This window comes from Mesorhizobium sp. B2-6-2 (assembly GCF_006440615.1).
GTDB lineage: Bacteria > Pseudomonadota > Alphaproteobacteria > Rhizobiales > Rhizobiaceae > Mesorhizobium.
The window spans coordinates 24139-49476 of record NZ_VFUG01000025.1 but is presented as its reverse complement, the minus strand read 5'-3'; the positions used below and the strand labels follow the sequence as shown (position 1 = coordinate 49476).

The window sequence follows — 25338 nt, the reverse complement described above, 5'->3', positions numbered from 1 at the left end:
CGTGCGAGTGAAACAAGAGAAATGCCCGGCTGCAAGAGGCTGTGCCGCTTTGCGAAGCCGGTCGACCGGCTGTCAACCGATTTCCGAAACCTCGCACGGGCTGGTGCATTGTCTGTGAGGCGGGCCGTCAAGCTCGGGCGCGGGGCAGCTCGGAGATCGGATGGCAGGACATAGCGGCTCGAGACGGGTGATCTACGCCGCGCTCGCCGGCAATTTGGCGATCGCGGCGACCAAATTCACGGCGGCAGCGCTCACCGGTTCGTCCGCCATGCTGTCGGAAGGTGTGCATTCGCTGGTCGACACCGGCAACGGCGCGCTGCTCCTCCACGGCATGCACCGCGCCGCGCGGCCGCCCGACCGCACCCACCCGCTCGGCCACGGACGCGAGCTCTATTTCTGGAGCTTTATCGTGGCGCTTCTGGTGTTCGCGCTCGGCGCCGGCGTCTCATTCTATGAAGGCGTCATCCACATCATGGCGCCCGAGCCGTTCGTCAACGCCAAGGTCAACTACATCGTGCTCGCCCTTTCCTTCCTGTTCGAGGGCAGCTCATGGCTGTTAGCGCTGAAGGAGTTCCGGCAGCAGAAGGGCAAGCAAGGCTGGCTGCAGGCCGTGCAATCGAGCAAGGATCCCAGCGTCTATACGGTACTGTTCGAGGACAGCGCCGCGCTGCTCGGGCTTGCAGTCGCTTTCGCCGGCATCCTGTCGGCCCAGCTTCTGGGAATCCCCGAGCTCGACGGCCTCGGCTCGATCGGCATCGCCATCATCCTCGGCGCGACCGCCATCTTCCTGGCGCGCGAGAGCAAAGGGCTGCTGCTGGGTGAACCTGCCTCATCCGAAGTGCAGAAGAAGGTGCTGGCGATCGTTCAGGACGATCCGGCGGTGCAGCGCGCGAACGGAATCCTGAGCGTCCATATCGGGCCGGAGGAAATCGTCGCGGGCTTGAGCATCGAATTCGAGGATCATCTCAGCGCGCCCGATATCGAGGCCTGCGTCGAGCGCCTGGAAGCAAGGCTGAAAGAGGAAATGCCGCAAATAACGAGGCTCTTCGTCAAGCCGCAAGCCACTGGCACATGGGAGCGGCGGCGCAAGGCCATGGCCGAGGCCTCGGAGGAGGGATAGGCTTTGATAAAGCGAATTTGTCAGGAGGAAGGCCTATGAAGATCGACGGCGGATGTCATTGCGGCGCGATCGCCTATGAGGCGGAGGTCGATCCGGAAAAGACCTCGATCTGCCACTGCACCGACTGCCAGCAGCTGACCGGCACGGCCTTTCGCGTGACGGTTCCGGCGCCGGAAAGCGACTACCGGATCACCAGGGGCGCGCCGAAGGTCTATATCAAGGTCGGGTCGAGCGGCGCCAGGCGGGCGCAAGGCTTTTGCGGCGAGTGCGGATCGCACCTCTACGCCACGTCGGTGGGAGATGGGCCTAAGATCTATGGCATCAGGGTCGGCACGGCGCGTCAGCGCGAGGAACTCGTCCCGAAAAAACAGGTCTGGCACCGTTCGGCCTTGCACTGGCTGCCGGAATTCGAAGGCATGACGACCATCGAGGAGCAGTAGCACTGTCGGATCGGCCCGTTGGCGGAAGCCTCGGCGATTGGCTGAATCTTTCGCGCCTTCGCCATCGTCGGGCTTGACCCGAGGATCGATGCCGTGACCTTTGTGAGGGACTCGGCGGAGCAGAATTCTTAACCGTCTCAATGCCTTAGCGTCACGGCATGGATTCCAGAGTCTGCGCGCGTCGCTTCGCTCCTTGCTCCGCCCTGGAATGACGACGGGACGGGCGCTTCGCCAAATTCCGGCGGCTACCTACTCGTCGCCCTCCACGACGCGCAGCCTGAGCTGACCCGTCTTGGAGTCCGCTACCCGCGAACCGGCTTCGGCCTTTGGCGCTGCGCTTCGCGCGGCCTCGGCCTCGCCTTCCGCGAATTCCAGCGCTTCGATCTTCTGGCCGCGCTTGGTCACCTTCGACGTCGAGACCAGGATGTCGTCGATGTCCCGCGCCGCCTGGCCGAAATGTGTCTGCAGCCGGCGCACCCGCTCGTCGACCCGCCCCACATCCTCCATCAGCCGGATGACCTCGCCCTGGATCAGATGCGCCTGCTCGCGCATGCGGGCGTCCTTGAGGATCGCCTGGATCACCTGGATCGACAGCATCAGCAGCGAGGGCGAGACGATGACGACGCGGGCGCGATGCGCCTTCTGCACCACCGCCTCGAAATTCTCATGGATCTCGGCGAACACCGATTCCGACGGCACGAACATGAAGGCGGTGTCCTGCGTCTCGCCCTGGATCAGGTATTTTTCGGCGATATCGCGGATATGCACCTCGATGTCGCGCCGGAAAGCCTGCGCCGCCGCCTTCTGCATGGCCTCGCCCTCGGCGGCGCGGATGGCGTTCCATGCTTCCAGCGGGAATTTTGCGTCGATGGCGAGCATCGGCGCGCCGTTGGGCATCCGAACCAGGCAGTCGGGCCTGCTGCCGTTGCTGAGACTGGCCTGGAACTCGTAGGCGCCATGCGGCAGGCCGTCGGCGACGATCGCTTCCATCCGCGACTGGCCGAAGGCGCCGCGCGTCTGCTTGTTGGAGAGGATCGCCTGCAGCTGCACGACTTGGCCGGCCAAGGACTGGATGTTGCCTTGCGCGGTGTCGATCACCGCCAGCCGCTCCTGCAGCTTGGCCAGGCTCTCATGCGTCGACCTGGTCTGTTCGGCCATGGTCTGGCCGAGACGCCCGGTCATGGCGTCGAGCCGTTGTCCGAGCGACTGGGTGAGCTCGGCCTGCCGCGCCCCGAAAACCTCGGCGATCGCCCCCATGCGCCCCTGCATCTCTGCCTGCGCCTGCATGATGTCGGCCATCCTCGCCTCGGCATCGCGGGCATGGTCGGCGGCTTCGGCGGCCGCCGCTGCGCGTGCCCCGGCCGCGCGCCACAAGGCGACGACGAGCGCCACGGACAGCGCAAGCAGAAGGATTGCGCCGAAAGCCAGCGCCTGGCCAAGCGTGACGGTCGTGGCGCCGAGCCGCGCGATGGGCTCGGAAAGGACGGAGGTCATGTCGTTCATTCGGGCAGCATAACCGATTCGGCCTCCTGGCACAGATCAAAACGTGAACAGGTCAAAGATGCCCCGGTTGACGCTTTTCAAGCGAGGTCTTAGGTGAGACGCCATGTCGATCAAGCCGCTCATCATCCTTCCCGATCCCGTCCTGCGCCAGGTTTCCAAGCCGGTCGAGCGCGTCGATGCCGATTTGCGCAAGCTCGCCGACGATATGCTGGAGACCATGTATGACGCGCCGGGCATCGGCCTCGCGGCGATCCAGGTCGGCGAGCCGCGGCGGCTGCTGGTCATCGACCTCGCTAAGGAAGGCGAGGAGCCTCAGCCGCATGTCTTCATCAATCCGGAAGTGCTCGAAAGTACCGACCAGCGCTCGGTCTATGAGGAAGGCTGCCTGTCGATCCCCGATTATTACGCCGAGGTCGAGCGCCCGGCTTCGGTGCGGGTGAAGTATCTCGACCGCGACGGCAAGCTGCAGGAGATGCAGGCGGAAGGCCTGATGGCCACATGCCTGCAGCACGAGATCGACCATCTCAACGGCGTCTTGTTCATCGACCACATCTCGAAGCTCAAGCGCGACATGGTGGTGAGGAAGTTCAAGAAGCTCGCCAAGGACAAGGCACCGGGCAAGATGGTGGGCTGACGTCCGCCTTGGAACCCACTGCCTTGAGCGCAGGCTCCCATTATGATATCGATGATATCAGAGTGGAGAAACGCCGATGGGCGATATGTTAATTCGGGGCATTCCCGAGCCTTTGAAGCATGAAATTGAGCAAGCTGCTCGCAGGGGTGGCCACAGCCTGTCGAGCAAAGCCATCGATCTTCTGCGCAAAGGTATCGTTGCGGAAAAAGAGGCCAAGCCGGAGCGGGGCGCTTCGGCCTGGGATGCGATTCGCTCGGCATTCGTTGCTGAAAACGCCACTGACGAGACGTTCGCAGAGATAATGGACGAAATCGAAGCAGAAAGGAAACGTGACTTTGGTCGTCCGGTCGAGGATTTCGAGTGATCGTCCTCGACACCAACGTCATTTCCGAAGCCGGCAAGCCGGTGCCAAATCCGATCGTTGCCGAATGGCTTAACAAACAGGATGTTCTGGAACTCTACCTCTGCGGCCCGGTTATCATGGAGCAATCCTTTGGCGCGGAAAGATTTTTGAACAGGACTGGATCGGATCGCTATATCCGTGCCCTGGATCATCTGATCTCACATCAGTTTGCCGGTCGCGTGGTGGAGTTTGCGGGCTCAACCCCTCGTCTTGCCGGCAAGTTGCGGGCCATGCGTGAGCGAATGGGCCGTCCAATGAGCCTGCCCGACGCCATGATCGCTGCGATTTGTCTCGCGCAAGATGCAACCCTGGCGACTCGCAATATCCCTGACTTCGACGGGCTTGACCTGAAGCTCGTAAACCCTTTTGAAGCGGGCGCCTGAGCCAGCTGGCATTCGGGCCTCAAAACAGGATCGCAGGACGTCATGCCGCTTCGCGTCATCTTCATGGGCACGCCGGATTTCTCCGTGCCGACCTTGCGCGCCATCGCCGAGGCCGGCCACGAGATCGCAGCCGTCTACACCCAGCCGCCGCGCGCCGCTGGCCGGCGCGGGCTGGAGCTGACGCCCTCGCCGGTGCAGCGCGAGGCGGAGCGGCTGGCGCTCGACGTTCGGACGCCGGCATCGCTGAAAAGCGAGGCCGAGCAGCAGGCTTTTGCCGGCTTGCAGGCCGATGTCGCGGTGGTCGTCGCCTACGGGCTGCTGCTGCCGAAAGCCGTTCTGGACGCGCCAAGGCTGGGCTGCCTCAACGGCCATGCCTCGCTTTTGCCACGCTGGCGTGGTGCTGCTCCCATCCAGCGCGCCATCATGGCCGGCGATAGCGAGACCGGCATGATGGTCATGAAGATGGAAGAGGGTCTGGACACCGGGCCGGTGGCGATGGTTGAAAAAGTCGCCATCGCGCCCGACATGACGGCAGGCGAATTGCATGACCGCCTGATGGTTCGAGGCGCTTCGCTGATGGTTGAGGCGCTCGCGCAGTTGGGGATAAATTGTCTGACATTTACCCAACAGGCAACGGCAGGGGTGACCTACGCCCGAAAGATCGATAAATCGAAGACACGCGTAGACTGGACGCGGCCTTCTGGCGAAGTCCACAATCACATTCGCGGCCTCTCGCCCTTTCCGGGCGCGTGGTGCGAGGTCGACATTGGCGGCCGCATGGAGCGGCTGAAACTGCTTCGCTCGACGCTCTCGGATGGCGTCGGCGAGTCGGGAGGAATTCTCGATGACCGGCTGACGGTCGCCTGCGGGACAGGCGCGGTCAGGCTGGTCGAAGTTCAACGGGCGGGCGGAAAGCCCGCCGCCGCGCAGGAGTTTTTGCGCGGAGCCAAGATCGAAAAAGGAACGAAACTCACATGAGCATGATGTCGATACGCGCGGCGACGCCGCGGGATCGCGAGGCGATCCGCCTCGTCGAAGAACATGCCTTTGGCCAGCAGGCGGAAGCCGGCCTGGTCGACGCGCTTGTCACCGGCGGCGATGCCGTCGTCGAGCTGGTTGCGGAAGAAGACGGCCAGGTCGTCGGCCATATTCTTTTCTCGCGGCTGTTCGTTCAGAACGGCACCAAGCAGTTCGCCGCCGTCGCGCTGGCGCCGCTGGCGGTCGAGCCGTCGTTCCACGGCACCGGCATCGGCGGCGCGCTGATCCGTGAGGCGCATGTCCGGCTCAAGGAAGCCGGCGAGACGCTGGCCGTGGTCCTGGGCGATCCGACCTATTATGGTCGCTTCGGCTACAGCCATGCCCGCGCCGGGAAGTTCGAGAGCGAGTACCAGGGCGAGGCGCTGCAGGCGCTGGCCTGGGGCGACGCGCCCGAGACCGGCAGGCTGGTCTACGCTTCCGCCTTCACCGCTTTAGCCGCCTAGGCGAGCGGCAAGCGCCGCAGAACATGCCGCGTTTTCGGCTCGATATCGAATATGACGGCGGCCAATTCGCTGGCTGGCAGCATCAGGCCGACCAGCCCTCGGTGCAGCAGGCGATCGAGCAGGCGATCGAGAAGTTCTGCGGCGAAGAGGTAAGAATACGTGCCGCCGGCCGCACCGATGCCGGCGTGCACGCCACCGCGCAGGTCGCCCATGTCGACCTGGCCAAAGCGTGGTCGGGCGACAAGGTGCGCGACGCCGTCAACGCGCATCTGCATGCGGCCGGCACGCGTGTCGCCATCCTAAAAGCTGCCGTCGTCGCCGACGGTTTCGACGCGCGGTTTTCGGCCACCGGCCGCCACTATCTCTTTCGCATCCTCAATCGTCGGGCGCCGGCGGCGCTGGAAAAGGGCAAGGTCTGGTGGGTGCCGAAGCGGCTCGACGCCGAGGCGATGCATGAGGCAGCCAAGGTGCTGCTCGGAAAGCATGACTTCACCACCTTCCGCTCCACCCAGTGCCAGGCCGAAAGCCCGGTCCGCACGCTTGACCGCCTCGACGTCAGCCGCGATGGAGACTTCATCGAGCTGCGCAGCTCGGCGCGCTCTTTTCTGCACAACCAGGTGCGCTCGATGGTCGGCTCGCTGAAGCGCGTCGGCGACGGCTCCTGGAGCGCCGCCGATCTCAAAGCGGCGCTCGAAGCGCGCGATCGCGCCGCCTGCGGCCAGGTTGCGCCGCCGGACGGGTTGTTTCTTGTCGGGGTGGATTATCCGGAGACAGAGACGGCCAGGTGAAGGCCTCTCATTCTGCCAGTGACGCGAGGCAATCGTTTCAGCTTCCAACTTGTGCTGGAGACACCAATTGTCCCGCGTCTGCACTGCCCCTCATCGCCCTGCCGGGCACTTCTCCCCGTATAGTAACGGGGAGAAGGGGCTGGCCGCAGCGCCGGCTTCCTTCCTGCACCTTTAGCAATTGGCGAAGCCGCGGATGACAGCGCCCCTCTCCCCGTCACTATACGGGGAGAGGATGCCGGCAGGCAGGTGAGGGGCAGCGCTGACTTTGAATGGTGAAAAACGAGGATGGATTCAAATCCGAAGCGACTGTTCTGGAAACAGCTGCTCTCGCTGCAACATCAACCCGTCGTGCCGTCCGGTATGTCGATGCCGAGCAGCGCCTGCAGGCCGAACAGGACCAGCAGCGAGGCGATGAACATACCGACGAACACGGCCGTGCCCACCGCGGCGCCTTTGCCGATGGTTGTATTGGTCATGCGCCAGGTCAGCACCATCGACAGGGCGAACAGCGCCAGCGACACGAGGCTGCTGACCTCGCTGGCGGAAGGCAGGAGCAGCCTGAGCAGCGCCGAGGGCAGCATCAGCCAGGCGATGATCGCCGACGCCCAGTTGGACGCGACGACATAGTGGACGAAGCGGCCGCCGATGCCGGCGCGCGGCGCCACCAGCGCAAGCGCCACCAGCGGCAGCACCCAGGAGCCGATATCGACGGTCGCCAGTCTTATCAGCATGCCGAGGCGCCCGGCGAAGGCACTGGGGTCGCCGACCTCATTGGCTATCCCGACCCAGCCGACGATCAGCGCCGGCGCCGCCACGACGATGGCAAAGAAGGAATTCCAGAAACCGTCGGCCGAAAGGTCGAGCAGGCGCAGGCCATCGGCCTTGCCGAACATCAGCCGCCAGGCGCCGGCCAGCGAAGCATAGGTTTCGTCCGTCGAAAGCATGGTCACGAAAGGCCTTTTCCGAACCAGTCTTCGATAAAGCGTTCGTAGATTTGCGTCAGCGTCTCGAGATCGGCAAGCGCGACGCGCTCGTCCACCATATGCATGGTCTTGCCGACCAGCCCGAACTCGACCACCGGGCAATAGTCCTTGATGAAGCGCGCGTCCGACGTGCCGCCGGAGGTGGAGAGCGCCGGCCTCTTGCCGACCACCGCCTTGACCGAACCGCTCAGCGCATCGATCAGCTTGTCGTCGCGGGTGAGGAAGACATGGCTCGGCCGGTCGCGCCAGACAAGCTCGTAGTCGACCGGCGCCTTCTTGCCCGGCCGGTATTTCTTGCGCCCGGCGGCCTGGTCGAGCCTGTTGTGGATCTCGGCCTGGATCGATTCGGCGTCCCAGGTGTCGTTGAAGCGGATGTTGAACATGGCCGTCGCCTTCGCCGGGATGACGTTGGTCGCCGCATTGCCGACGTCGATCGACGTCACTTCGAGATTGGTCGGCTGGAAATCCTTCGTGCCCTTGTCGAACACCGGATGGAGCAGCGCATCGACAAGGCTGATCAGGCCACGCACGGGGTTGTCGGCAAGCTGCGGATAGGCGGCATGGCCCTGGCGTCCGTTGACGGTCACGCTGCCCGACAGCGAGCCGCGCCGGCCGATCTTGATCATGTCGCCGAGCGCATCGGGATTCGTCGGCTCGCCGACGATCGAGGCGTCCCACTTCTCGCCCTTGGCCGCCGCCCAGTCGAGCAGCTTGGTGGTGCCGTTGATGGCCGGGCCTTCCTCGTCGCCGGTGACGAGCAGCGACACCGAGCCTTTCGGGCCGCCATTCTTCGCGACCTGGCGCGCCACCGCAGCGACGAAGCAGGCGATGCCGCCCTTCATGTCGACGGCGCCGCGGCCATACATCTCGCCATTGGCGATTTCGGCGGCGAAGGGCGGATGCGTCCAGGCCGCCTCGTCGCCCACCGGCACCACATCGGTATGGCCGGCAAACATCAGATGCGGGCCGTTGCCCGAGCGCCGCGCATAGAGATTTTCGATGTCCGGCGTGCCGTCTTCCGAGAAGATTGGACGCTCGACCGAAAAGCCGAGCAGCTTCAGCATGTCTTCAAGGGCCGTAAGCGCGCCACCCTCGGCGGGCGTCACGGACGGGCAGCGGATCAGGGCGGCAAGATTCGCGGCGGGGTCGGTAGGCAATGTCATGGGCAAAGCGATAGTCGAAAGCGTTTGTCGTGTCACGGTGGCAGATGATCGCCGCTCATGCCGCCGACAATATGGTTTTCATGACGGTAAATGCATGCCGCCCGCAAGTGTGCGGCGGTTCTGGGAGAACGACATGCATAATAGTAACGTGCCGGCCAAGCGAGGACGAGTGCATGGCCAGTGAAACGAGGACGATCGCGATTGCCGGCGCCGGTAGCATCGGCTGCTATGTCGGCGGCTGCCTGGCGCTCGCCGGGCGCAAGGTCGTCTTCCTTGGCCGCGACCGCGTCGTCGCGGCCATGTGCGAAAGCGGGCTGCGCGTCAGCGATCTTGACGGCCGCGACCGCCGCATCGAAGCGCAAGCGATTTCGGCCACCGACGATCCGGCGGCGGCGCTCTCCGGCGCGGATGTCATCCTGGTGACGGTGAAGAGCGGCGCAACCGGGGAGATGGCCGGGCTGGTCGCCGCCCACGCGCGCGCCGATGCCGTGGTGGTCAGCCTGCAGAACGGCGTCGACAATGCGGACAGGCTGCGCGCCGCGCTGCCTGGACGGCGGGTGCTGACCGGCATGGTGATGTTCAACGTCGTCCTGTCGCCCGATGGCGAGGCGCCGCTGCGTGCGCACCGCGCCAGCCAGGGCGAGGTGATGAGCGACGACGGCGTCGATGGCCTTGCCGACCTGCTCGACGTCGACGGGCTTGCCGTCGAAGCGCGCGCCGACATGAAGGCAGTGCAGTGGGGCAAATTGCTGATGAACCTCAACAATGCCCTCGTCGCGCTTTCCGACCTGCCGCTGGCAAGACAACTGGCCGACCGAAGCTGGCGCGTCATCCTCGCCGGCCAGATCGACGAGGCGCTCGCCGCGATGCGAGCGGCGGGCATAGCGCCTGCGCGCATCACCGGCCTGCCGCCGTCGCTGCTGCCGAAAGTGCTGCGGCTGCCCGACTGGCTGTTCGGGCTTCTGGCTCGCCGCATGCTGGCGATCGACCCTCAAGCGCGCTCGTCGATGTGGGACGACCTGAAACGCGGCCGCCCGACCGAGATCGACGAGTTGCAGGGCGCGGTCATTCGCCTGGCCAGGCAAACAGGCATCCCGACGCCGATCAACGAACGCGTCACCGCGCTGGTGCGTCAGGCGGAAGCGGAAAAGCGCGGTCCGCCCGGTCTCGGGCCGGAAGCGGTCGGCGGCGGTCCTCGATCAGCGTGATCTTCTGCCAGATCTTGCGCGACAGGTTGGAGCTCAGATTCTCGATATCGTTGACCGCGTTGACGACGACATCGTCATTGACCGATTGCGCGAACAGCGCCGCGACCTTGCCGGCGATCGACAGCATTTCGGAGCAATAGTCGAGATAGCGCGCCAGGTCGGCCGCATCGGTGATGCGGGCGGGCGAATGCGAGGTTGGCTTGAAATCGGCCGACAAGGTCGCCGGATCCTTTGTCAACTGATGCATGTCGATGACATGGATCAGCGAGCGCAGCCCGTGCAGCTGCCGGAAAACCTTCTTGCGCTTGATCCGCTCCTCGGTGCGGATCAGCGCCAGCAGCCCGAGCGCCGCGAGGATGACCGTGTTGATCGTCGCCTCGATGCCTTGCATCGACTGCACGGCATCGTCGGCGCCCGAAATGCGGTCGAGCGGCAGGATGGTGCCGACGAACAGGAACATCGCCACGCCGGCGACGAAGGCCGCGACGATGACGCCGCGCAGCCACCAGATCGGCGCTTCCAGTTCCTTGGCGGCCTTGGCGAGGTCTCGCGACAGCGACACCAGTTCGGCGGCAACGGCGCGCAGGCCCCTTTCCGGGAAACGCTCCGCGACGCGCTCCTCCAGCCTTTGAGCGGTCTCGATGATCCGCGTCGGATCGAGCGTGCGATAGCGCATGCGACCTCAGCTATCGCCCGGCGCGTTGGTGCGCCTGCCGTAGCGGTTCGGTCCGGGATCGCTGCGGAAACAGGAAAGGATGATGAGCAGGATGGGACCGATGATGAGCGAGATCAGCGCAAAATAGGTCGGCTTGCCGAAATCATGGAAGCGCTTCGCCGTCACCGCGAACGTGGCCCAGGCCGAGATCAGCAGCACGCCCCAGCATATCATGGCCCAGTTCTGGCTGGCGGTCGTGTTCAGCTCCACCCGCGCGAACTGGTAGAACGGGAAAAACTGGACAAGCACCAGCAAAATCCCGGCCAGCGCATAAGCGACCGGGCTCAGCCGCCCCGAAAGGCTGAAGAACAGCCAGAGGAATTGCGATCTTTCAGCCAATGGCGTCCGCTCCGTCGTGGACGATCAATCGCGCAGCAATTCGTTGATCGAGGTCTTGGAGCGGGTCTTGGCGTCGACGCGCTTGACGATGACGGCGCAGTAGAGGCTCGGGCCCGGCTCGCCATTGGGCAGCGGCTTGCCGGGCAGCGATCCGGCGACGACCACCGAGTTCGGCGGCACCTCCCCGTAAAAGACCTCGCCGGTGGCGCGGTCGACGATCTTGGTCGACTGGCCGATGAACACGCCCATGCCGAGCACCGAGCCTTCGCGCACGATGCAGCCTTCGACCACTTCCGAGCGCGCGCCGATAAAGCAATTGTCCTCGATGATGGTCGGGCCGGCCTGCATCGGCTCCAGCACGCCGCCGATGCCGACGCCGCCGGAAAGATGCACGTTCTTGCCGATCTGGGCGCAGGAGCCGACCGAAGCCCAGGTGTCGACCATGGTGCCGGTATCGACATGGGCCCCGACATTGACGAAGGACGGCATCAGCACGGCGCCCGGCGCGACATAGGCCGAGCGGCGCACGATCGAGGACGGCACGGCGCGGAAGCCTGCCTTCTCGAAGTCGACGGCGCTCCAGCCGTCGAACTTGGACGGCACCTTGTCCCACCACACGGCCTGGCCGGGACCGCCCTTGATGATCTCCATCGGGTTCAGCCGGAACGAGAGCAGCACCGCCTTCTTCAGCCACTGGTTGACGTGCCACTTGCCGTCATCCTGCCGTTCGGCGACGCGGGCGACGCCGCGGTCGAGCAGGTCGAGCGCCGACTGGATGGCGTCGCGCGCCTCGCCGCGCGTGGCGGTCGAAATCGTGTCGCGCTCCTCGAAGGCCTTCTCGATGGTCTTTTCGAGGCTCGCCAGATCGGGCTTCGACATGATTTCGCTCCATTACCAAGCTGTTAAGGGGCCACGCCTTAACCTGTTTAAAAGTCGCGCGGACCCTATGTTAAGGCTCAATGGGGGTCAATCGCGCCTGCGGCACGGGACGGCGCAAGTGAAGGAATTGGACGGGTGGATTCGATGACTCCCATGGAAAAGGCGGGCTGGACGCCGCTGCCGCATTCGGACGAGGATCTGGAGCGCTCGAAAGGCGTGCCGGATACCCCGCAGACGCGTGCCGAGACCTACCGGCTGGCCTGGAACGATCCCGAGTTCATGACGCGTCGCGAATTGCGTGCCGTGCGGCTGCAGCTCGAGCTGCTGAAGCCGGAAATGATCCTGGCCGAGCGCGGCATTCATTCGACCGTCATCCTGTTCGGCGGCGCCCGCCTGCCGGAACCCGGCGGCGAAGCCTGGGCGGCCAAGAACGAGACGCAGAAGAAGAACCTTGAGGCGAACAGCAAATATTACGAGGAAGCGCGCAGATTCGCCCGCCTGTGCTCGCAGCAGTCGGCCACCTCCTATTATCGTGAATATGTCGTCGTCACCGGCGGCGGGCCCGGCGTCATGGAAGCGGGCAACCGCGGCGCCGACGATGTCGGCGCGCCGTCAATCGGCTTGAACATCGTGTTGCCGCACGAGCAGGCGCCCAACGCCTATGTCACGCCGGAGCTCTGCTTCAACTTCCACTACTTCGCCGTCCGCAAGATGCATTTCGTCATGCGCGCCAAGGCGGTCGCGGTTTTTCCGGGCGGCTTCGGCACGATGGACGAGTTCTTCGAGACGCTGACGCTCATCCAGACGGGACGCATGGAGCGCGTCCCGGTCATCCTATTCGGCAAGGCGTTCTGGCAAAGGGCGATCGATCTCGATTTCCTCGCCGAGCAGGGCACGATCTCGCCCGGCGACCAGGACATCATCGATTTCGTCGACACGGCCGAAGAGGCCTGGGAGATCATCCGCCGCTTCTACAAGTTGTAGGAACTGATGAATTGAAGAACTGAAGAATTGGGGAAAAAGGACCTCCGGATCGTTCGCCAGTTCTCCAATTCTTCAATTCCTCAGTTCTCCAATTCCTCTAGCCCGAGACGGCATCCCGGCCCGGTCTGCCTACACCGGCAGCTCGACCAGCCAGCCATTCGAGTGCGCGAAACGCACGATGGCCGCCCGCGAGTGCAGCGCGAGCTTCTCGGTTGCCCTGGTGCGATAGGTCTCGATGGTCTTTATGCTGAGGTTGAGCCGGGACGAGATTTCCTTGTTGCTGTAGCCGAGCGCCACCAGCTGGATGACCGACCGTTCCCGTTCGCTGAGATTGCCGGGATCGCCCTGGGTGGCGCCGCGCGGGCTCAATATGCGCGCGGCGAGCGCCGGATCGACATAGTTGTTGCCGGCCAACACGCAGCGGATGGCCTGCAGCAGGTCCGTCGCCGTCGACCGCTTGACCACGAAGCCGCGGCCGCCGGCCGCAAGCACCTGGCGCAGGCAGCCTGGGTCCTCATGCGCCGTCAGCGCTATGCAGCTGACCTCGGGAAAGCGTTCGCCAAGCCGTTCGATCAGCGTGACCCCGTTGACGCCGGGAAGCGATATGTCGACCACGGCGACATCGGGTAGCGTCTTGCCGATCCCTTCAAGGGCATCCTCGGCATTTCCTGCCAGTCCGACGATCGTCAGATCGTCCTGGCTGTCGATCATCGCGCCGACCCCCGACAGGATGATCGGATGGTCGTCGACCACGAATATGCGCCTGCAGCACACCTTAACCTCCATCAGTCTGCCAAAGGCCCTGTCACGCGGAAAGGGTCCTCTTGTCCTTGATGGTCTAGGCAACTGGCCCGCCTGGCGCGGGACGCCCGTCTGTTCTGGCGGCCTGAACGGCCGCAACGGGTAAGCCATCCCCCGCCTAACCCAATGAAGCCGGACTGTAAGCCACCGCTAATGTCCGGGATGTGCAGCGCTTCACGTAACCCCACCTGACGCCGAAGATGCCGTTTCAGACTTGTTCGCGTCTTGTCGGGCGGACTGTCGATCAGCCGGCCAGAGGCACATCGGCGTAAATGGTGGTCCCCTTGCCCCTGGCCGTTTCAACCGACAATTTGCCACCGACCAGCGCCAGCCGCTCCCTCATTCCGGCAAGGCCCAAATGGCCCGGACCGGGTTCGGCGCCGGCGTCGAAGCCGCGGCCGTCATCCTCGATCGTCAGGCGTAACCGATCATCCTGGATGTGCGCCGTGACGCTGACGCGGCTCGGCGCGGCATGCTTGCCGATATTGGTGAGCGCTTCCTGCGCAACGCGGTACAAAGTGAGCGCGATCTCGGCAGGCGGCGGGCTCGACAGGGCTTCAAGATCCATCTCGCATGCAATGCCGAGTTGACCGCAAAGCATGGTAGCCAGGTCCTCGACCGAAGCTCTGAGGCCTTGGCGATCGAGGTCTGCGGGTCGCAGGCTCCAGGCGGCGTCATGCACCCTGGCGCTCAGCTGGTCGATAAGCATCGCGGCGCGCTCGAGGCGGGCGTCCATCTCCGGCGAGCCGGCGCGAACGATGTGCAATTCGAGCGCGACGCTGGCGAGCAGCTGGCCAAGATCGTCATGCAGCTCGCGCGACAGGCGCAGGCGCTGCTCTTCCTGCACGGCAACCAGATGCCGCGCCAGACCACGGCGCTTTCCCGAGCTTTCACCTTTGCCGGTGTCGATGCCACCCTCCATCGACTTCTTTTCCCGTCAACGCCCCGTCCGCGAGAAGAGGCACAAGGGTTGATGCTGCGCGCAATATACACCCGGCATATGCCTTTATGCCTGTCAGTTTTTTCCCGATCGCTTCAACTTTTCCTGACACGGGGTCAGCAGAAAAACCGGCCGCTCCTGCCGATCAGCCCGAATTCATGGGCGCTATTTCCGCGTGCATCCTTAGAGCGTCCTCCCGGTCATCTTGAACTGGCCGGGAAGCTCAACACCAACCAAGGAGAACGTCATGAGAAAGATCATCCTGGCCGCGGCCGTGCTGTCGGCTCTGACCGGTTCGGCATCCGCATTTTCGGTCGGTAGCGGCAACGGCAACGGCAACGGCAATGTCGGCGTCGGCAACGGCAATGGCAACGGCAACGCCAATACCGGCGCCTTCAACGGCAACTTTAACGGCAACGGCAATTTCGGCTTCGGCAACGGCAACGGGAACGGCAACGCCAATATGGGCGCCTTCAACGGCAACTATAACGGCAACCTCAATGCCGGCGCCGCCAACGGCAATGGCAACGGCAACGGCAATTTCGGTCTTGGCAACGGCAACCTGAACGGCAACGGGAACTGGGGCATCGGAAACGGAAGCGCCAACGGCAACGGCAACGCCGGTCTCGGCAACGGCAACGGAAACGGCAACGGGAACCACTAGTCCCCGCCCAACCGCCGGCGTCGCCAAGCTTCGGCTTGGAAAGACGCCGATGGCTCTGGGACCGTCGAGCCAAGCGCCGGTCCCCCGCGCAAGGCTACCGCGACATGTCGCCGGCGGTCCCAGTCCTTTTCGCCCAATCCTTTTTGAAGCAGATCCCAATTTCAAAAGCTAAGCCATGGAAGGAGCTCGCAGATGAAACGCTACGTCATACCGGCGCTATGCCTGGGGTTGTTGAGCGCAACCGCGGCGAAGGCTGACACCACGACGGGCAGCCAGGCCTTCGGCATGTCGGCCGTCCAGGGAGCGGTCGGCAAATACGGCCAATCCATCGGCGCGAACGTCAGGGGCATGAACCCGCTCGGCAATTTCGGCGGCAATGTCGGCTACAAGAACAGCGGTACGGGCAATGTCGGCGCCTTCAACAGCGGCACCGGCAATGTCGGCGCTTTCAACGGCAACTCCAACACCTCGCCGACAAGCGGCAACGGCAACATTGGCGCCTTCAACGGCAACTACAACACCGGCCAATACAACGGCAACAGCAACATCGGTGCCGGCAATGGCAACTTCAACGGCGGCAACTTCAACGGAAACGGCAATGTCGGCGCCTTCAACGGCAACTCCAACGGCCGGGGAAACCGCTGATGACCGGCTTGAGCACATCCACCCTGCCTCGCAGGCGCCGGGTGGCGGCGAGGCTGCTTGACGGCAACGGCCTCGCGCTCGGCACGCTGCTTGCCGCGTTCCTGGCCGCCGACGCCTCGACCCTGGTCAGGATTGCCGACCTTCCAATCGGGGCCGGCGTCGCCAACGGTCTCGGCAATATTGGCAATTTCAACGGCAACGGAAATTCCGGCAACTTCAACGGCAATGGCAACAGCGGCAATTTCAACGGCAACGGCAATGCCGGAAGTTTCAGCGGAAACTTCAATGGCGGCAGTTTCAACGGCAACGCCAATTGCAGCAACGGCCATGGCAATGGCTATGCGTCGGACGGCAATGGCAACGGCACGAGAGCAGCGGGCAATCCGGACCTGTGCCGGTTCTTGAAGGAGCTGAACGGCCGACTGGGACTGCCGCCCGGCACGATTCCGGATTTCGACTAGGTTCTCGATACAGGGATTTTGAAAGGTTGACGTTTGTCTTAGGGCAAGATTTCCGTTCATTTGCGTGAAATCAGCGCAAACGCCGGAGATTGGTTGAAGCCGCCCCAACCTCGTCCTCTATGGCGGAGCAAGGAGCGAAGCGACGCGCGCAGACCATAGAATCCATGCCGCGACTTGGAAGCGCCGCCTCGGTGCAGAATTCTGCTCCGTTGCACGCCTTGGCGAAGGTAACGGCATGGATTCCAGGTCTTCGCGACGGAGCTTCGCTCCTGCTCCGCTCTGGAATGACGATCGCGATGGGCGTTTCGGCCAGTCTCCAACGCATGCCACCTGGCAACGCAAACAGAGCCGACCGGTCAAAATTCCTGTGACAGCAGGCCCGGCGACAGGGCGAGATCATCGCCTGTCTTGTCCGCGAAATCAGCGCAAACGCTGGCGATTGGCTGAAGCCTCCCAGCCTCGTCATTCCAGGGCGGAGCAGGAGCGAAGCCCGTCGCGAAGACCCTGGAATCCATTCCGTGACCCGGGGGCGTGGAATGCAGCGGACCAGAATTCTGCACCGCGGCAACGCTCATGCGTCACGGAATGGATCCTCGGGTCTGCGCGCGTCGCTACGCTCCTTGCTCCGCCCGTGGATGACGAGGCCAGACCGTTTCGGCCAATCTCCAACGCATGCCACCTGACACGCAAACACCGTTCAGGCCACGACGTCGACGATCGCGGTCAGGAAACTCGCGAGGTCGTCGGTGACGAAATCGACGTCGTCCTCGTTTGCCGGATCGCGTTCCCAGATCTCCGAGAAGGTCGGCTCGAAATTGCGCGGCACCACCAGCACCGTCGTCATGCCGAGCGTTTTCGGCACGGCCAGATTGCGCGCCAGATCCTCGAACATCACCGCATTGTGCCCGGTCACCGAGTGCAGTTCGGCAAAGCGCTCATAGGTCTGGCGCTCCGGCTTGGGGTTCAGCCCCGCCGCGACGATGTCGAAGATGGCGTCGAAATGTTCCAGTATGCCGAGCTGGCGCGCGGTGCGCTCGGCGTGCCTGCGATCGCCATTGGTGAAGATGAACTTGCGCCCGGGAAGCTGGCGGATCGCCGCGCCCAGCACCGGATCCGGCACCAGCCGCGAATAGTCGATGTCGTGCACCTTCTCGAGAAAATTGTCGGGATCGATGCCGTGCCGCTTCATCAGCCCGTTCAGCGTCGTGCCGTATTCCAGGTAGAGCTCCTTCTGCAGCTTGCGCGCGTCGTCGCGCGAAAGCGTCAGCAGCTCGCCGACATAGGCGGTCATCTTCACGTCGATCTGCGCGAACAGGTTCGAGTGATGCGGATAGAGCGTGTTGTCGAGGTCGAACACCCAGTCCGTGACATGGGCAAAGCGGGCGGGATCGGGTGTCGTTGTCATGGATTTCTTATGGCATGCCGGCCAGGAGTTTATCCACAACTTATACGCGTCACGAATCGCGAAAATGGCGTGTCACTTCAAATTTTAAAAGTCCCGGAAAGGTCGCCTTTAACGCTTGCTGGCACAGAAGCTTTCCGTTGGGAGCAAGTGATGAGTCGCATATTTCTGAGGGCCGCTGCAGTGGCGTTCGCTTCGGTCGCCGTCTCGCTGTTGTTGACGCTGATTGTGGTTCCGGCAATGGGCTTTGCTATGAGCCGCACCGTCTGGCTGGCCTCGACGGTTTGCCCGCTCGTGCTCGCCTGGGCCGCCAGCGCCAGCAGCTTCTGGCAGAGCGGCCGGCTGAAGAATGCCCATCGCGAGCTTGCCCGGGCTCATGCGCAGCTCGCGGCGGCGCACAGGCGCCTGTCGGAAAAGGCAAGCCGCGACGACATGACCGGCATGCTCAACCGCGAGACCTTTTTCGCCGCGCTCGACGGTTCGCGGCGCAAGAGCGATCGCGGCGCGCTGCTCATCATCGACGCCGATCACTTCAAGAGGATCAATGACAGCTACGGTCATCTGACCGGAGACGAAGCGCTGCTTTTGATTGCCGGCGCCATCGAACGCGGCATTCGCAGCGGCGACGTGCTCGGCCGCATAGGCGGCGAGGAATTCGCGGCTTTCCTGGTTGGCGCCAGCGAACCGGAAGCCAAGCATATCGCCGAACGCATCCGCCGCGAGGTCGAGCTGATCCGTTTCCGCCCGGTCGACGAGCGGACCGTGCCGCTCACGGTCTCGATCGGCGGCGTCTGCTGCGGCGAGAGCGCGACGGTTTCGGATTTGATGCGCGCCGCCGACCGCAGGCTTTACGCGGCAAAGAACCGCGGCCGCAATCTTTCGATCCTCGACCGCGAACTGCCCGAGGCGGCATGAAGCCTCGCCGCAGGCGTTAGGAATGCCCTAACCATGTCCATATTCAACCGCGCTAGACTTCCTGGCGTAACGCCGTTTTCACCCGGGTCTGGCACGGAATTGGCCTCCAACGCGGCATATGTGCCGTTGAGGAACGGCATGCGTGGATCGAGGCCCCTGTCGAGAGGCGTGTCATGAGCAGGTTCATGAGAAAAATGTCGCGCCGCGCGATCGTGCAGGCGCTGCTCGCGCTGCCCGCCCTGTCGCTGTTCCGCAGCCAGCAACCCGTGGCCGATGCCAACGACATTGTCGAGATCAATGGCTGGATCCTGCGGCGAAGCGACCTCGCATGATCTTCGACAGCTACGAGGCCTACAAGCAGGCCGGCTTCAGACCCAAGGCCTGCATTCTTGGCTCCGGCCCGGCCGGCACGACGATCGCCAGGAAGCTCGGCTCAGCCGGCATCCCGGTCGTCGTCCTCGAAGCGGGTTCTCGCGAGTTCAGCGACGAGTCGCAGGATTTCTACCGCGGCAAGACGGTCGGCGATTTCTATTTCGACCTCGACATCACCAGGCTGCGCTTCATGGGCGGCTCGTCCAACCACTGGGCCGGCTGGTGCCGCGTGCTCGACAGCCAAGACTTCGAGCCCAAGGCCTGGGCGCCGGACACCGGCTGGCCGATCGGTCGCGCCGACATCGAGCCCTATCTTGGCGAAGTCCACGACATCCTCGAGCTGCCGGCCTTCCGTCCGGACGTCCCGGTTTCGGACGACATCCGCTGGGTTCAATTGATCAAGAGCCCGGCGGTTCGCTTCGGCGAGAAGTTCGCCGACGAGCTCGACAAGAGCAGGAACATCGCCGTCGTGCTCAACACCTATGCGACCGAGCTCACCGGCGACGGCAAGCGCGTCACCGGCGCGAAGCTCTGGTCGAACGGCCAGTATGCCGGCACCTTCGCGGCGGACTATTTCGTCACCTGCACCGGCGGGCTGGAGAACTCGCGGCTGCTGTTGTGGTCGAATGAGCGCTCGAATGGCGGCGCGGTGCCGAACGCGGCGGCGCTCGGCCGCTACTGGATGGAGCATCCGACGTTCCAGGGTGGCAATGCCATCCTCGCCAATTATTCGGAGTTCGAGGTCGACGCCTCGAGCGAAGCCTTCTTCTCGCCGACGCTTGCCGCGATGGAGCGGCTGCAGATCATGAATTTCGGTATCCGCCTGATCGAGTCGCCCTATCCCAATGTCAAGAAATTGATCGCCGATCTCGCCTGCACGGCGCCCGACATGGCGGAATGGATGTCTTCCCAGCTGGACCAGAGGCTGCACTGCGCCGCCCAGCTTTACGTCGCCTGGGAGCAGGCGCCGCTTGCCTCCAACCAGATCGCGCTGTCGAAGGCCGACGTCGACCACGCCGGCGTGCCGCGCATCGAATTGCACTGGAAGAAGTCGCCGCTCGAGCGCCGCACGCTGCTCGAAGGCCTCAGGCTTTTCGGCACGACCATGGCGCAGAAGAATCTCGGCCGCGTCCGCATCGACGACTGGATCGGCAATGGCGGCGATTACCCGACCAATGAGGAAACGGCCGGCCACCACCATATGGGCGGCACCCGCATGGGCACCGACATCTTGAAGAGCGTCGTCGACGCCAATTGCAAGGTGCACGGCATGGACAATCTCTATGTCGGCGGCTCCTCGGTGTTCTGCACGTCGGGCCAGTGCAACCCGACGACGACCATCACCGCGCTCGCCTGCCGCCTCGGCGAACATCTCGGCAAGGTGATCGTCGTCTGATCTCGACCGTGCTGCGCATTCATTAATGCGGCACACGCCTGCAGGGCGAGCAGTTGGCCAGGATCAAGGCCGAGCCGGACAAGGCATAGCCAGAAGTCAGCGCAGGATTTTGAAAAATTGCCGTTTGTCGATGGGCACGATTTTTCACCGAATCAGCGCAGACGCTGGCGATTGGCGGAAGCCTTCCAACCTCGTCATTCCAGGACGGAGCAGCCGCGACGCGGCGTCGCGGAGACCCTGGAATCCATTCCGTGGCTCTGATCAAAGAGTGCAGCTGAGCAGAATTCTGCACCGCGGCAGCGCTCATGCGACACGGAATGGATTCTATGGTCTGCGCGCGTCGCTTCGCTCCTTGCTCCGCCCGTGGATGACGACTGGGTGGGCGTTTCGGCTAACCGCCAAGGCATGGCATCTGCCAACGCAAACTTGGCCAACCGGTCAAAATCCCTGTGCTGGGGAACTAATTGCAAAAAAGGTCAAAGCGGCCCGGCCGCCTGTCGGCGGCTGAACCGCCCTGAATGTCGGTTGGGCGAGAACCGACCTCAGAGCAATTCCAGGAAAAGTGCGTTGCGGTTGGGGCTCGGCGACTTCGCCGTAGCCTCCGTCCGGAATTGCGTCAACAACACTCAGACCGTCGCCGGGTCGAGCGCCGGCTGGTCCTTGAACCGCGCCACGATGCCGGCGAGGTCGCGATTGGCGAAAGCGTCGCGCAGCGCATCGAAGGACGGCAGCACGAAATAGGCGCGCTGGAACTTGTCGATCTCATAGCCGGTGCGCATCACCGTCTCGAGGTCGAACGGCACATGGTGGGCGTCCTTGCTCTCGACCGCGAATTGCAGCTCGGTGAAGGACGACATCAGCCCGGCGCCGAAAGCTTTCAACGGCTGGCCGGCTTCCTGGATGAGACCGTATTCGGCGCTGTACCAGTAAAGCCTCGTGATCATCTCGTCGCCGCCGAGCTCGATCAGATCTTCCGCCTTCCGGCCATACATCTGCATGAAATCGGCGAACACCGGCTGGGTCAGGATCGGCACATGGCCGAAGAAATCGTGGAACATGTCCGGCTCGACGATGTAGTCGAGCTCTTTTTCCGTCCGCAGCCAGTTGGTGACCGGGAAGCGCCGGTTGGCGAGATGATCGAAGAAGGGGCCGGCCGGAATGAGGCCGGGCACCGCCACGATCTCCCAGCCCGTCAGCCTGGCGAGCTTTTCGCTGACGGCATCGAAATCCGGAATCCTGTCGAGCAGCCCGAGCGCGGCGACGCCGTCGAGATATGAGCGGTGCGCGAGCTTCCGCGTCAGCTTCGTCTGGCGGTCGCAGAGCGTGCGCCACACCGCCTGCTCCTCGGCCGAATAGTCGTGGCCCTGCGCCACGGTGAAATCGCTGCGGCAGACCGAATAATCGCCGCGAAGGCCCTGCGCCGCGCATTCGGCGGCATAATCGGCAACGCTGATCGTCATCATATCCTCCTCAAGATCGTGATCCGCGGATCGTGACGGGGAGTTTAGAAGCGACCGCTGAGGCAAATCAGCTTTGTTTATGGCACGCCAGCTGATTTGGAGGTAAAAGCGCTCAGATCAACGCGAGACTGAGAAGAAATGCCTCAATTCGACGACTTCGAGATAAGGATGCTCGATATCCTGCAGCGCGACGGCCGCAAGCCCGTCTCGGAGCTGGCGCAAGAGATCGGCCTGTCGACCACGCCTTGCGCGCGCCGCTTCGAGGCCTTGCAGGAAGCCGGTATCATCAAGGGCTTCGCCGCGGTGCTCAGCCGCCGCGCCGTAGGCCTGACCGTCGAGGTGTTCATCCAGGTGCGGCTGGTCAGCCACAGCGACGGCTCGCCCGAAAGCTTCATCGCCGCCGTGCAGCGCATGGACGAGGTCTCGTCCTGCTGGACGATGACAGGCGACTACGATTTTCTGCTGCATGTCTTGGTGCCGTCGGTGGACGACTTGAACGCCTTTGTCATGCACCGGCTGATGCGTCTGCCCGGCGTGCGAGACGTCCATACGCAACTGGTGCTGCAGAACATCAAGGGACCCGGCCACGTGCCGCTCAGCCATCTGCTGCGCTGATCCGGTCAAATCTGGCGAAAAGCTGCGTGGAAACTGCTGAACCGCGCCAAGGCGGCTTCGACATAGGCGACTAGCACAAGCGGACCAACATGGAGGTCCGCCTTGAACATCGTGCTGATCAATCCGCCGCACACCGCCATCGGCAGCCGTGTGCCCGATGACCACCTGCCGCCGCTCGGTCTTTTGGCGATCGGCGGGCCGCTGATCGATTCCGGTCATCAGGTGCGCCTGGTGGATGCCGAATTCGGGCCGATGCCGCTTGCGGCGATAGTAGACGAGGCGCTGCGCGGCGATCCGGATTTCGTGCTGATCGGCCATTCCGGCTCGACCTCGGCGCATCCGACCGCTTTGCGCATAGCCGAGATGATCAAGGCCCGCGCGCCGGACGTCATCGTCATCTATGGCGGCGTCTTCCCGACCTATCACTGGCGCGATATCCTCGCTGCGACCGACGTCTTCGATTTCATCGTGCGCGGCGAGGGCGAGGCGACCGCGACGGCGCTGGTCGAGGCGATCGAGATGCGCCAGCCGGTGGCAAGCGTTGCCGGCATCGCCTATCGCGACGATTTCGGCCGCCCTGTCGCGACGCAGCCGGCGATGACCATAGCCGACCTCGATGCCTGGCGCGTCGGCTGGGAGCTGATCGATCATCGCCGCTACTCCTATTGGGGCGGCAAGCGGGCCGTGGTCATGCAGTTCTCGCGCGGCTGCCCGCATCTGTGCAACTATTGCGGCCAGCGCGGCTTCTGGACCCGCTGGCGCCATCGCGACCCGGTCAAATTCGCCAGGGAGATCGCTTGGCTACACCGCGAGCACGGCGTCGAGCTGATCAATCTGGCCGACGAGAACCCGACTTCCTCGAAAAAGGCCTGGCGCGCCTTTCTCGAAGCCATGATCGCCGAGGACGTGCCGGTACTGATCGTCGGCTCAACCCGCGCCGACGATATCGTGCGCGATGCCGATATCCTCCACCTCTACCGCAGGGCCGGCGTCATCCGCTGGCTGCTCGGCATGGAGAACACCGACGAGGCGACGCTGTCGCTGATCCGCAAGGGCGGCAGCACAAAATCCGACCGCGAGGCGATCCGGCTGCTCCGCCGGCACGGCATCCTGTCGATGGCGACCTGGGTTGCCGGCTTCGAGGACGAGACCTTACGCGATCTCTGGCGCGGCTTCCGCCAGCTCATCGCCTACGATCCGGACCAGATCCAGGCGCTCTATGTCACGCCGCATCGCTGGACGCCGTTCTTCCGCATAGCCAAGGACCGCAAGGTGGTCCAGAAGGACGTGCGCCTGTGGGATTACAAGCACCAGGTTCTGCACATGACCAGGCTGAAACCCTGGATGCTGTTCTTCGCCGTCAAGCTGATCGAGGTGGCGGTGCAGTCGCGGCCGAAGGCGCTGGCGCGCATCCTGTTCCACCCCGATCCCGAGCAGCGCCATTCGATGCGCTGGTACACCAGGATGGGGCGCCGCGTCTGGTTCCGCGAGGTCTGGGGGTTTCTCGTCCGCGACGGCCGCGTGACGGATGGGCCGACATTAGCCGAATTCTGGGGCGCGCCGCAGGACGCCGAGGAGGAATCGATGATCGTCGGGCGCCAGCCACGCAAGTCCGTCGCGCCGATCATTGAAGATCGAGGCGCGCCGGCGGCAAGAAAGTTAGCCGGCTGACATGGCGGTTCACCGTTCGATGGAAATGCTGAACTTGCCTTCCTTACGGAACGATCAGCGTGCCGGCGCCGTGCTCGGTGAACAGCTCAAGCAGCACCGAATGCGGCGTCTTGCCGTTGAGGATGACGACGCCCTCGACGCCGCGCTCGATCGCCTCGATGCAGGTCTCGACCTTCGGGATCATGCCGCCCGACACCGTGCCGTCCTTGATCAGCGTCCTGGCCTCGGCGACCGTCAGCTCGTCGATCAGCTTCTTGTTCTTGTCGAGCACGCCGGGCACGTCGGTGAGGAAGAGCAGGCGCGAGGCGCGGCAGGCGCCGGCGATCGCACCGGCAAAGGTGTCGGCGTTGATGTTGTAGGTGTGGCCGTCGCGGCCGGGCGCCACCGGCGCCAGCACCGGGATCATTTCCGAGCGCGCCAGAAGGTCGAGCAGTGTGCGGTCGACCTCGACCGGCTCGCCGACGAAGCCGAGATCGAGGACCCGCTCGATGTTGGAATCCGGATCGACCATGGTCTTGCGCGCCTTTTCGGCGAACACCATGTTGCCGTCCTTGCCGCAGAGCCCGATCGCCCACTCGCCCTCGGCGTTGATCAGCGCCACGATCTCCTTGTTGATGGAGCCCGCCAGCACCATCTCGACGATCTCGACCGTCTTCTGGTCGGTGACGCGCAGGCCGCCCTCGAACTTGGATTCGATGCCCATCTTGGTGAGCATCGCGCCGATCTGCGGCCCGCCGCCATGCACGACAATCGGGTTGACGCCGGACTGTTTCAGAAGCGCGATGTCGCGGGCGAACGCCTTGCCGAGCTCGGTATCGCCCATGGCATGCCCGCCATATTTCACCACCACGGTCTTGTTCTCGTAGCGCTGCATATAAGGCAGCGCGCGAGAGAGCAGCGCGGCCTGCATTTCGGCGGTGGCGGCGATGTCCGTCATCGGTGTCGATCCCAGCTAGCGTGAATGGCGGCCTCT

General features: G+C 63.9%; 29 protein-coding genes. 18 read left to right on the top strand and 11 right to left on the bottom strand.

What is annotated here, in order from left to right; genetic code table 11:
• The first annotated feature begins 160 nt into the window (after positions 1–160).
• Together FJ419_RS28445 and FJ419_RS28440 are read left to right on the top strand one after the other, a co-directional pair.
• Positions 161–1120: a cation diffusion facilitator family transporter gene (locus FJ419_RS28445; RefSeq protein WP_140635881.1), complete on the top strand. Its 960-nt coding sequence runs from the start codon at positions 161–163 to the stop codon at positions 1118–1120.
• A 35-nt stretch (positions 1121–1155) separates the two neighbouring features.
• Positions 1156–1560: a GFA family protein gene (locus tag FJ419_RS28440; protein ID WP_140700569.1), complete on the top strand. Its 405-nt coding sequence runs from the start codon at positions 1156–1158 to the stop codon at positions 1558–1560.
• Positions 1561–1809: 249 nt separating this feature from the next.
• On the opposite strand, the gene FJ419_RS28435 is transcribed toward FJ419_RS28440, so the two are convergent.
• Positions 1810–3063, bottom strand: coding sequence for a DNA recombination protein RmuC (locus FJ419_RS28435; RefSeq protein ID WP_140700568.1), 1254 nt, complete (start codon positions 3061–3063; stop codon positions 1810–1812).
• A 103-nt stretch (positions 3064–3166) separates the two neighbouring features.
• On the opposite strand from FJ419_RS28435, the gene def reads away from it, so the two are divergent.
• The 6 genes from def to truA all read left to right on the top strand — a co-directional run bounded on the left by def (position 3167) and on the right by truA (position 6752).
• A complete protein-coding gene (gene def, locus FJ419_RS28430; protein WP_140700567.1) occupies positions 3167–3697 on the top strand; it encodes a peptide deformylase in 531 nt (176 codons plus the stop codon).
• Positions 3698–3773: 76 nt separating this feature from the next.
• Positions 3774–4061: a plasmid stabilization protein gene (locus FJ419_RS28425; protein ID WP_140700566.1), complete on the top strand. Its 288-nt coding sequence runs from the start codon at positions 3774–3776 to the stop codon at positions 4059–4061.
• Positions 4058–4483, top strand: a complete 426-nt coding sequence (locus FJ419_RS28420; protein WP_140544838.1) for a type II toxin-antitoxin system VapC family toxin — start codon at positions 4058–4060, stop codon at positions 4481–4483. The genes FJ419_RS28425 and FJ419_RS28420 overlap by 4 nt, the downstream gene beginning before the upstream one ends.
• A 42-nt stretch (positions 4484–4525) precedes the next feature.
• Positions 4526–5461 (top strand): methionyl-tRNA formyltransferase, encoded by a 936-nt coding sequence (gene fmt, locus FJ419_RS28415; protein WP_140700565.1) that lies wholly within the window; start codon positions 4526–4528, stop codon positions 5459–5461.
• A complete protein-coding gene (locus FJ419_RS28410) occupies positions 5458–5964 on the top strand; it encodes an N-acetyltransferase (protein ID WP_140700564.1) in 507 nt (168 codons plus the stop codon). The genes fmt and FJ419_RS28410 overlap by 4 nt, the downstream gene beginning before the upstream one ends.
• A gap of 23 nt (positions 5965–5987) precedes the next feature.
• The gene (truA, locus tag FJ419_RS28405; protein ID WP_140700563.1) at positions 5988–6752 is read left to right on the top strand and encodes a tRNA pseudouridine(38-40) synthase TruA; all 765 of its coding nucleotides are present in this window, start codon (positions 5988–5990) and stop codon (positions 6750–6752) included.
• A gap of 338 nt (positions 6753–7090) precedes the next feature.
• Here the strand turns inward: truA and FJ419_RS28395 are convergent, their stop codons facing one another.
• Together FJ419_RS28395 and dapE are read right to left on the bottom strand one after the other, a co-directional pair.
• On the bottom strand, positions 7091–7696 hold the full coding sequence (locus FJ419_RS28395; RefSeq protein ID WP_140700584.1) for a transporter: 606 nt from the start codon (positions 7694–7696) through the stop codon (positions 7091–7093).
• Positions 7697–7698: 2 nt separating this feature from the next.
• Positions 7699–8898, bottom strand: a complete 1200-nt coding sequence (gene dapE, locus FJ419_RS28390; protein WP_140700562.1) for a succinyl-diaminopimelate desuccinylase — start codon at positions 8896–8898, stop codon at positions 7699–7701.
• Positions 8899–9071: 173 nt separating this feature from the next.
• Between dapE and FJ419_RS28385 the strand changes: the two genes are divergently transcribed.
• On the top strand, positions 9072–10106 hold the full coding sequence (locus FJ419_RS28385) for a 2-dehydropantoate 2-reductase (RefSeq protein ID WP_140700561.1): 1035 nt from the start codon (positions 9072–9074) through the stop codon (positions 10104–10106).
• On the opposite strand, the gene FJ419_RS28380 is transcribed toward FJ419_RS28385, so the two are convergent.
• The 3 genes from FJ419_RS28380 to dapD are packed head-to-tail and all read right to left on the bottom strand — an operon-like array spanning position 10015 to position 12039.
• The gene (locus FJ419_RS28380) at positions 10015–10782 is read right to left on the bottom strand and encodes a hypothetical protein (protein WP_140700560.1); all 768 of its coding nucleotides are present in this window, start codon (positions 10780–10782) and stop codon (positions 10015–10017) included. The two genes, FJ419_RS28385 and FJ419_RS28380, sit on opposite strands and share 92 nt — an antisense overlap.
• Before the next feature lie 6 nt (positions 10783–10788).
• Positions 10789–11160 (bottom strand): DUF805 domain-containing protein, encoded by a 372-nt coding sequence (locus FJ419_RS28375; protein ID WP_095769482.1) that lies wholly within the window; start codon positions 11158–11160, stop codon positions 10789–10791.
• Between the two features lie 24 nt (positions 11161–11184).
• Complete coding sequence (dapD, locus tag FJ419_RS28370) at positions 11185–12039, bottom strand: 2,3,4,5-tetrahydropyridine-2,6-dicarboxylate N-succinyltransferase (protein ID WP_140700559.1); 855 nt, start codon at positions 12037–12039, stop codon at positions 11185–11187.
• Positions 12040–12183: 144 nt separating this feature from the next.
• On the opposite strand from dapD, the gene FJ419_RS28365 reads away from it, so the two are divergent.
• Positions 12184–13023: an LOG family protein gene (locus tag FJ419_RS28365; protein WP_095769522.1), complete on the top strand. Its 840-nt coding sequence runs from the start codon at positions 12184–12186 to the stop codon at positions 13021–13023.
• Between the two features lie 129 nt (positions 13024–13152).
• Here FJ419_RS28365 and FJ419_RS28360 read toward each other — a convergent pair whose 3' ends face one another.
• Positions 13153–13776, bottom strand: coding sequence for a response regulator transcription factor (locus FJ419_RS28360; RefSeq protein ID WP_246679416.1), 624 nt, complete (start codon positions 13774–13776; stop codon positions 13153–13155).
• Between the two features lie 292 nt (positions 13777–14068).
• A complete protein-coding gene (locus FJ419_RS28355) occupies positions 14069–14746 on the bottom strand; it encodes a sensor histidine kinase (RefSeq protein WP_140700557.1) in 678 nt (225 codons plus the stop codon).
• A 265-nt stretch (positions 14747–15011) separates the two neighbouring features.
• Here FJ419_RS28355 and FJ419_RS30945 point away from each other — a divergent pair, with 265 nt between their 5' ends.
• The 3 genes from FJ419_RS30945 (at position 15012) to FJ419_RS30940 (ending at position 16534) form a co-directional block, all read left to right on the top strand.
• Positions 15012–15428 (top strand): hypothetical protein, encoded by a 417-nt coding sequence (locus FJ419_RS30945; protein WP_181170835.1) that lies wholly within the window; start codon positions 15012–15014, stop codon positions 15426–15428.
• A 192-nt stretch (positions 15429–15620) separates the two neighbouring features.
• Positions 15621–16073, top strand: a complete 453-nt coding sequence (locus tag FJ419_RS28345; RefSeq protein WP_140700556.1) for a hypothetical protein — start codon at positions 15621–15623, stop codon at positions 16071–16073.
• A complete protein-coding gene (locus tag FJ419_RS30940; protein ID WP_181170834.1) occupies positions 16073–16534 on the top strand; it encodes a hypothetical protein in 462 nt (153 codons plus the stop codon). Before FJ419_RS28345 ends, FJ419_RS30940 begins: the two co-directional genes overlap by 1 nt.
• Before the next feature lie 697 nt (positions 16535–17231).
• On the opposite strand, the gene FJ419_RS28335 is transcribed toward FJ419_RS30940, so the two are convergent.
• The gene (locus FJ419_RS28335; RefSeq protein ID WP_140700555.1) at positions 17232–17939 is read right to left on the bottom strand and encodes a pyrimidine 5'-nucleotidase; all 708 of its coding nucleotides are present in this window, start codon (positions 17937–17939) and stop codon (positions 17232–17234) included.
• A gap of 150 nt (positions 17940–18089) precedes the next feature.
• Between FJ419_RS28335 and FJ419_RS28330 the strand changes: the two genes are divergently transcribed.
• The 3 genes from FJ419_RS28330 (at position 18090) to FJ419_RS28325 (ending at position 20619) form a co-directional block, all read left to right on the top strand.
• Positions 18090–18851, top strand: coding sequence for a GGDEF domain-containing protein (locus FJ419_RS28330; protein ID WP_140700554.1), 762 nt, complete (start codon positions 18090–18092; stop codon positions 18849–18851).
• Positions 18852–19024: 173 nt separating this feature from the next.
• Entirely contained in the window at positions 19025–19183 is a 159-nt protein-coding gene (locus FJ419_RS30935; RefSeq protein ID WP_181170833.1) for a hypothetical protein, read from the top strand.
• Entirely contained in the window at positions 19180–20619 is a 1440-nt protein-coding gene (locus FJ419_RS28325) for a GMC family oxidoreductase (RefSeq protein WP_140700553.1), read from the top strand. Before FJ419_RS30935 ends, FJ419_RS28325 begins: the two co-directional genes overlap by 4 nt.
• 626 nt (positions 20620–21245) lie before the next feature.
• Here the strand turns inward: FJ419_RS28325 and phhA are convergent.
• Complete coding sequence (gene phhA, locus FJ419_RS28320) at positions 21246–22082, bottom strand: phenylalanine 4-monooxygenase (protein WP_140700552.1); 837 nt, start codon at positions 22080–22082, stop codon at positions 21246–21248.
• Between the two features lie 135 nt (positions 22083–22217).
• On the opposite strand from phhA, the gene FJ419_RS28315 reads away from it, so the two are divergent.
• Together FJ419_RS28315 and bchE are read left to right on the top strand one after the other, a co-directional pair.
• Entirely contained in the window at positions 22218–22694 is a 477-nt protein-coding gene (locus FJ419_RS28315; protein ID WP_140700551.1) for an Lrp/AsnC family transcriptional regulator, read from the top strand.
• 102 nt (positions 22695–22796) lie between these two features.
• On the top strand, positions 22797–24365 hold the full coding sequence (gene bchE, locus FJ419_RS28310; protein WP_140700550.1) for a magnesium-protoporphyrin IX monomethyl ester anaerobic oxidative cyclase: 1569 nt from the start codon (positions 22797–22799) through the stop codon (positions 24363–24365).
• Between the two features lie 43 nt (positions 24366–24408).
• On the opposite strand, the gene argB is transcribed toward bchE, so the two are convergent.
• Positions 24409–25302: an acetylglutamate kinase gene (gene argB, locus FJ419_RS28305; RefSeq protein WP_140546855.1), complete on the bottom strand. Its 894-nt coding sequence runs from the start codon at positions 25300–25302 to the stop codon at positions 24409–24411.
• Positions 25303–25338 lie beyond the last annotated feature (36 nt).

Bases quoted from the DNA above. Each gene is read 5' to 3' on its own strand.
- FJ419_RS28395 (WP_140700584.1), bottom strand. From the start codon at position 7,696: ATGCTTTCGACGGACGAAACCTATGCTTCGCTGGCCGGCGCCTGGCGG.
- FJ419_RS28315 (WP_140700551.1), top strand. From the start codon at position 22,218: ATGCCTCAATTCGACGACTTCGAGATAAGGATGCTCGATATCCTGCAG.
- FJ419_RS28345 (WP_140700556.1), top strand. From the start codon at position 15,621: ATGAAACGCTACGTCATACCGGCGCTATGCCTGGGGTTGTTGAGCGCA.
- FJ419_RS28410 (WP_140700564.1), top strand. From the start codon at position 5,458: ATGAGCATGATGTCGATACGCGCGGCGACGCCGCGGGATCGCGAGGCG.
- FJ419_RS28435 (WP_140700568.1), bottom strand. From the start codon at position 3,063: ATGAACGACATGACCTCCGTCCTTTCCGAGCCCATCGCGCGGCTCGGC.
- FJ419_RS30935 (WP_181170833.1), top strand. From the start codon at position 19,025: ATGAGCAGGTTCATGAGAAAAATGTCGCGCCGCGCGATCGTGCAGGCG.
- FJ419_RS30945 (WP_181170835.1), top strand. From the start codon at position 15,012: ATGAGAAAGATCATCCTGGCCGCGGCCGTGCTGTCGGCTCTGACCGGT.
- FJ419_RS28365 (WP_095769522.1), top strand. From the start codon at position 12,184: ATGACTCCCATGGAAAAGGCGGGCTGGACGCCGCTGCCGCATTCGGAC.
- phhA (WP_140700552.1), bottom strand. From the start codon at position 22,082: ATGATGACGATCAGCGTTGCCGATTATGCCGCCGAATGCGCGGCGCAG.
- fmt (WP_140700565.1), top strand. From the start codon at position 4,526: ATGCCGCTTCGCGTCATCTTCATGGGCACGCCGGATTTCTCCGTGCCG.
- FJ419_RS28325 (WP_140700553.1), top strand. From the start codon at position 19,180: ATGATCTTCGACAGCTACGAGGCCTACAAGCAGGCCGGCTTCAGACCC.
- dapD (WP_140700559.1), bottom strand. From the start codon at position 12,039: ATGTCGAAGCCCGATCTGGCGAGCCTCGAAAAGACCATCGAGAAGGCC.
- truA (WP_140700563.1), top strand. From the start codon at position 5,988: ATGCCGCGTTTTCGGCTCGATATCGAATATGACGGCGGCCAATTCGCT.
- FJ419_RS28355 (WP_140700557.1), bottom strand. From the start codon at position 14,746: ATGGAGGGTGGCATCGACACCGGCAAAGGTGAAAGCTCGGGAAAGCGC.
- FJ419_RS30940 (WP_181170834.1), top strand. From the start codon at position 16,073: ATGACCGGCTTGAGCACATCCACCCTGCCTCGCAGGCGCCGGGTGGCG.
- FJ419_RS28330 (WP_140700554.1), top strand. From the start codon at position 18,090: ATGAGTCGCATATTTCTGAGGGCCGCTGCAGTGGCGTTCGCTTCGGTC.
- FJ419_RS28445 (WP_140635881.1), top strand. From the start codon at position 161: ATGGCAGGACATAGCGGCTCGAGACGGGTGATCTACGCCGCGCTCGCC.
- FJ419_RS28335 (WP_140700555.1), bottom strand. From the start codon at position 17,939: ATGACAACGACACCCGATCCCGCCCGCTTTGCCCATGTCACGGACTGG.
- FJ419_RS28385 (WP_140700561.1), top strand. From the start codon at position 9,072: ATGGCCAGTGAAACGAGGACGATCGCGATTGCCGGCGCCGGTAGCATC.
- FJ419_RS28380 (WP_140700560.1), bottom strand. From the start codon at position 10,782: ATGCGCTATCGCACGCTCGATCCGACGCGGATCATCGAGACCGCTCAA.
- FJ419_RS28440 (WP_140700569.1), top strand. From the start codon at position 1,156: ATGAAGATCGACGGCGGATGTCATTGCGGCGCGATCGCCTATGAGGCG.
- FJ419_RS28425 (WP_140700566.1), top strand. From the start codon at position 3,774: ATGGGCGATATGTTAATTCGGGGCATTCCCGAGCCTTTGAAGCATGAA.
- def (WP_140700567.1), top strand. From the start codon at position 3,167: ATGTCGATCAAGCCGCTCATCATCCTTCCCGATCCCGTCCTGCGCCAG.
- argB (WP_140546855.1), bottom strand. From the start codon at position 25,302: ATGACGGACATCGCCGCCACCGCCGAAATGCAGGCCGCGCTGCTCTCT.
- dapE (WP_140700562.1), bottom strand. From the start codon at position 8,898: ATGACATTGCCTACCGACCCCGCCGCGAATCTTGCCGCCCTGATCCGC.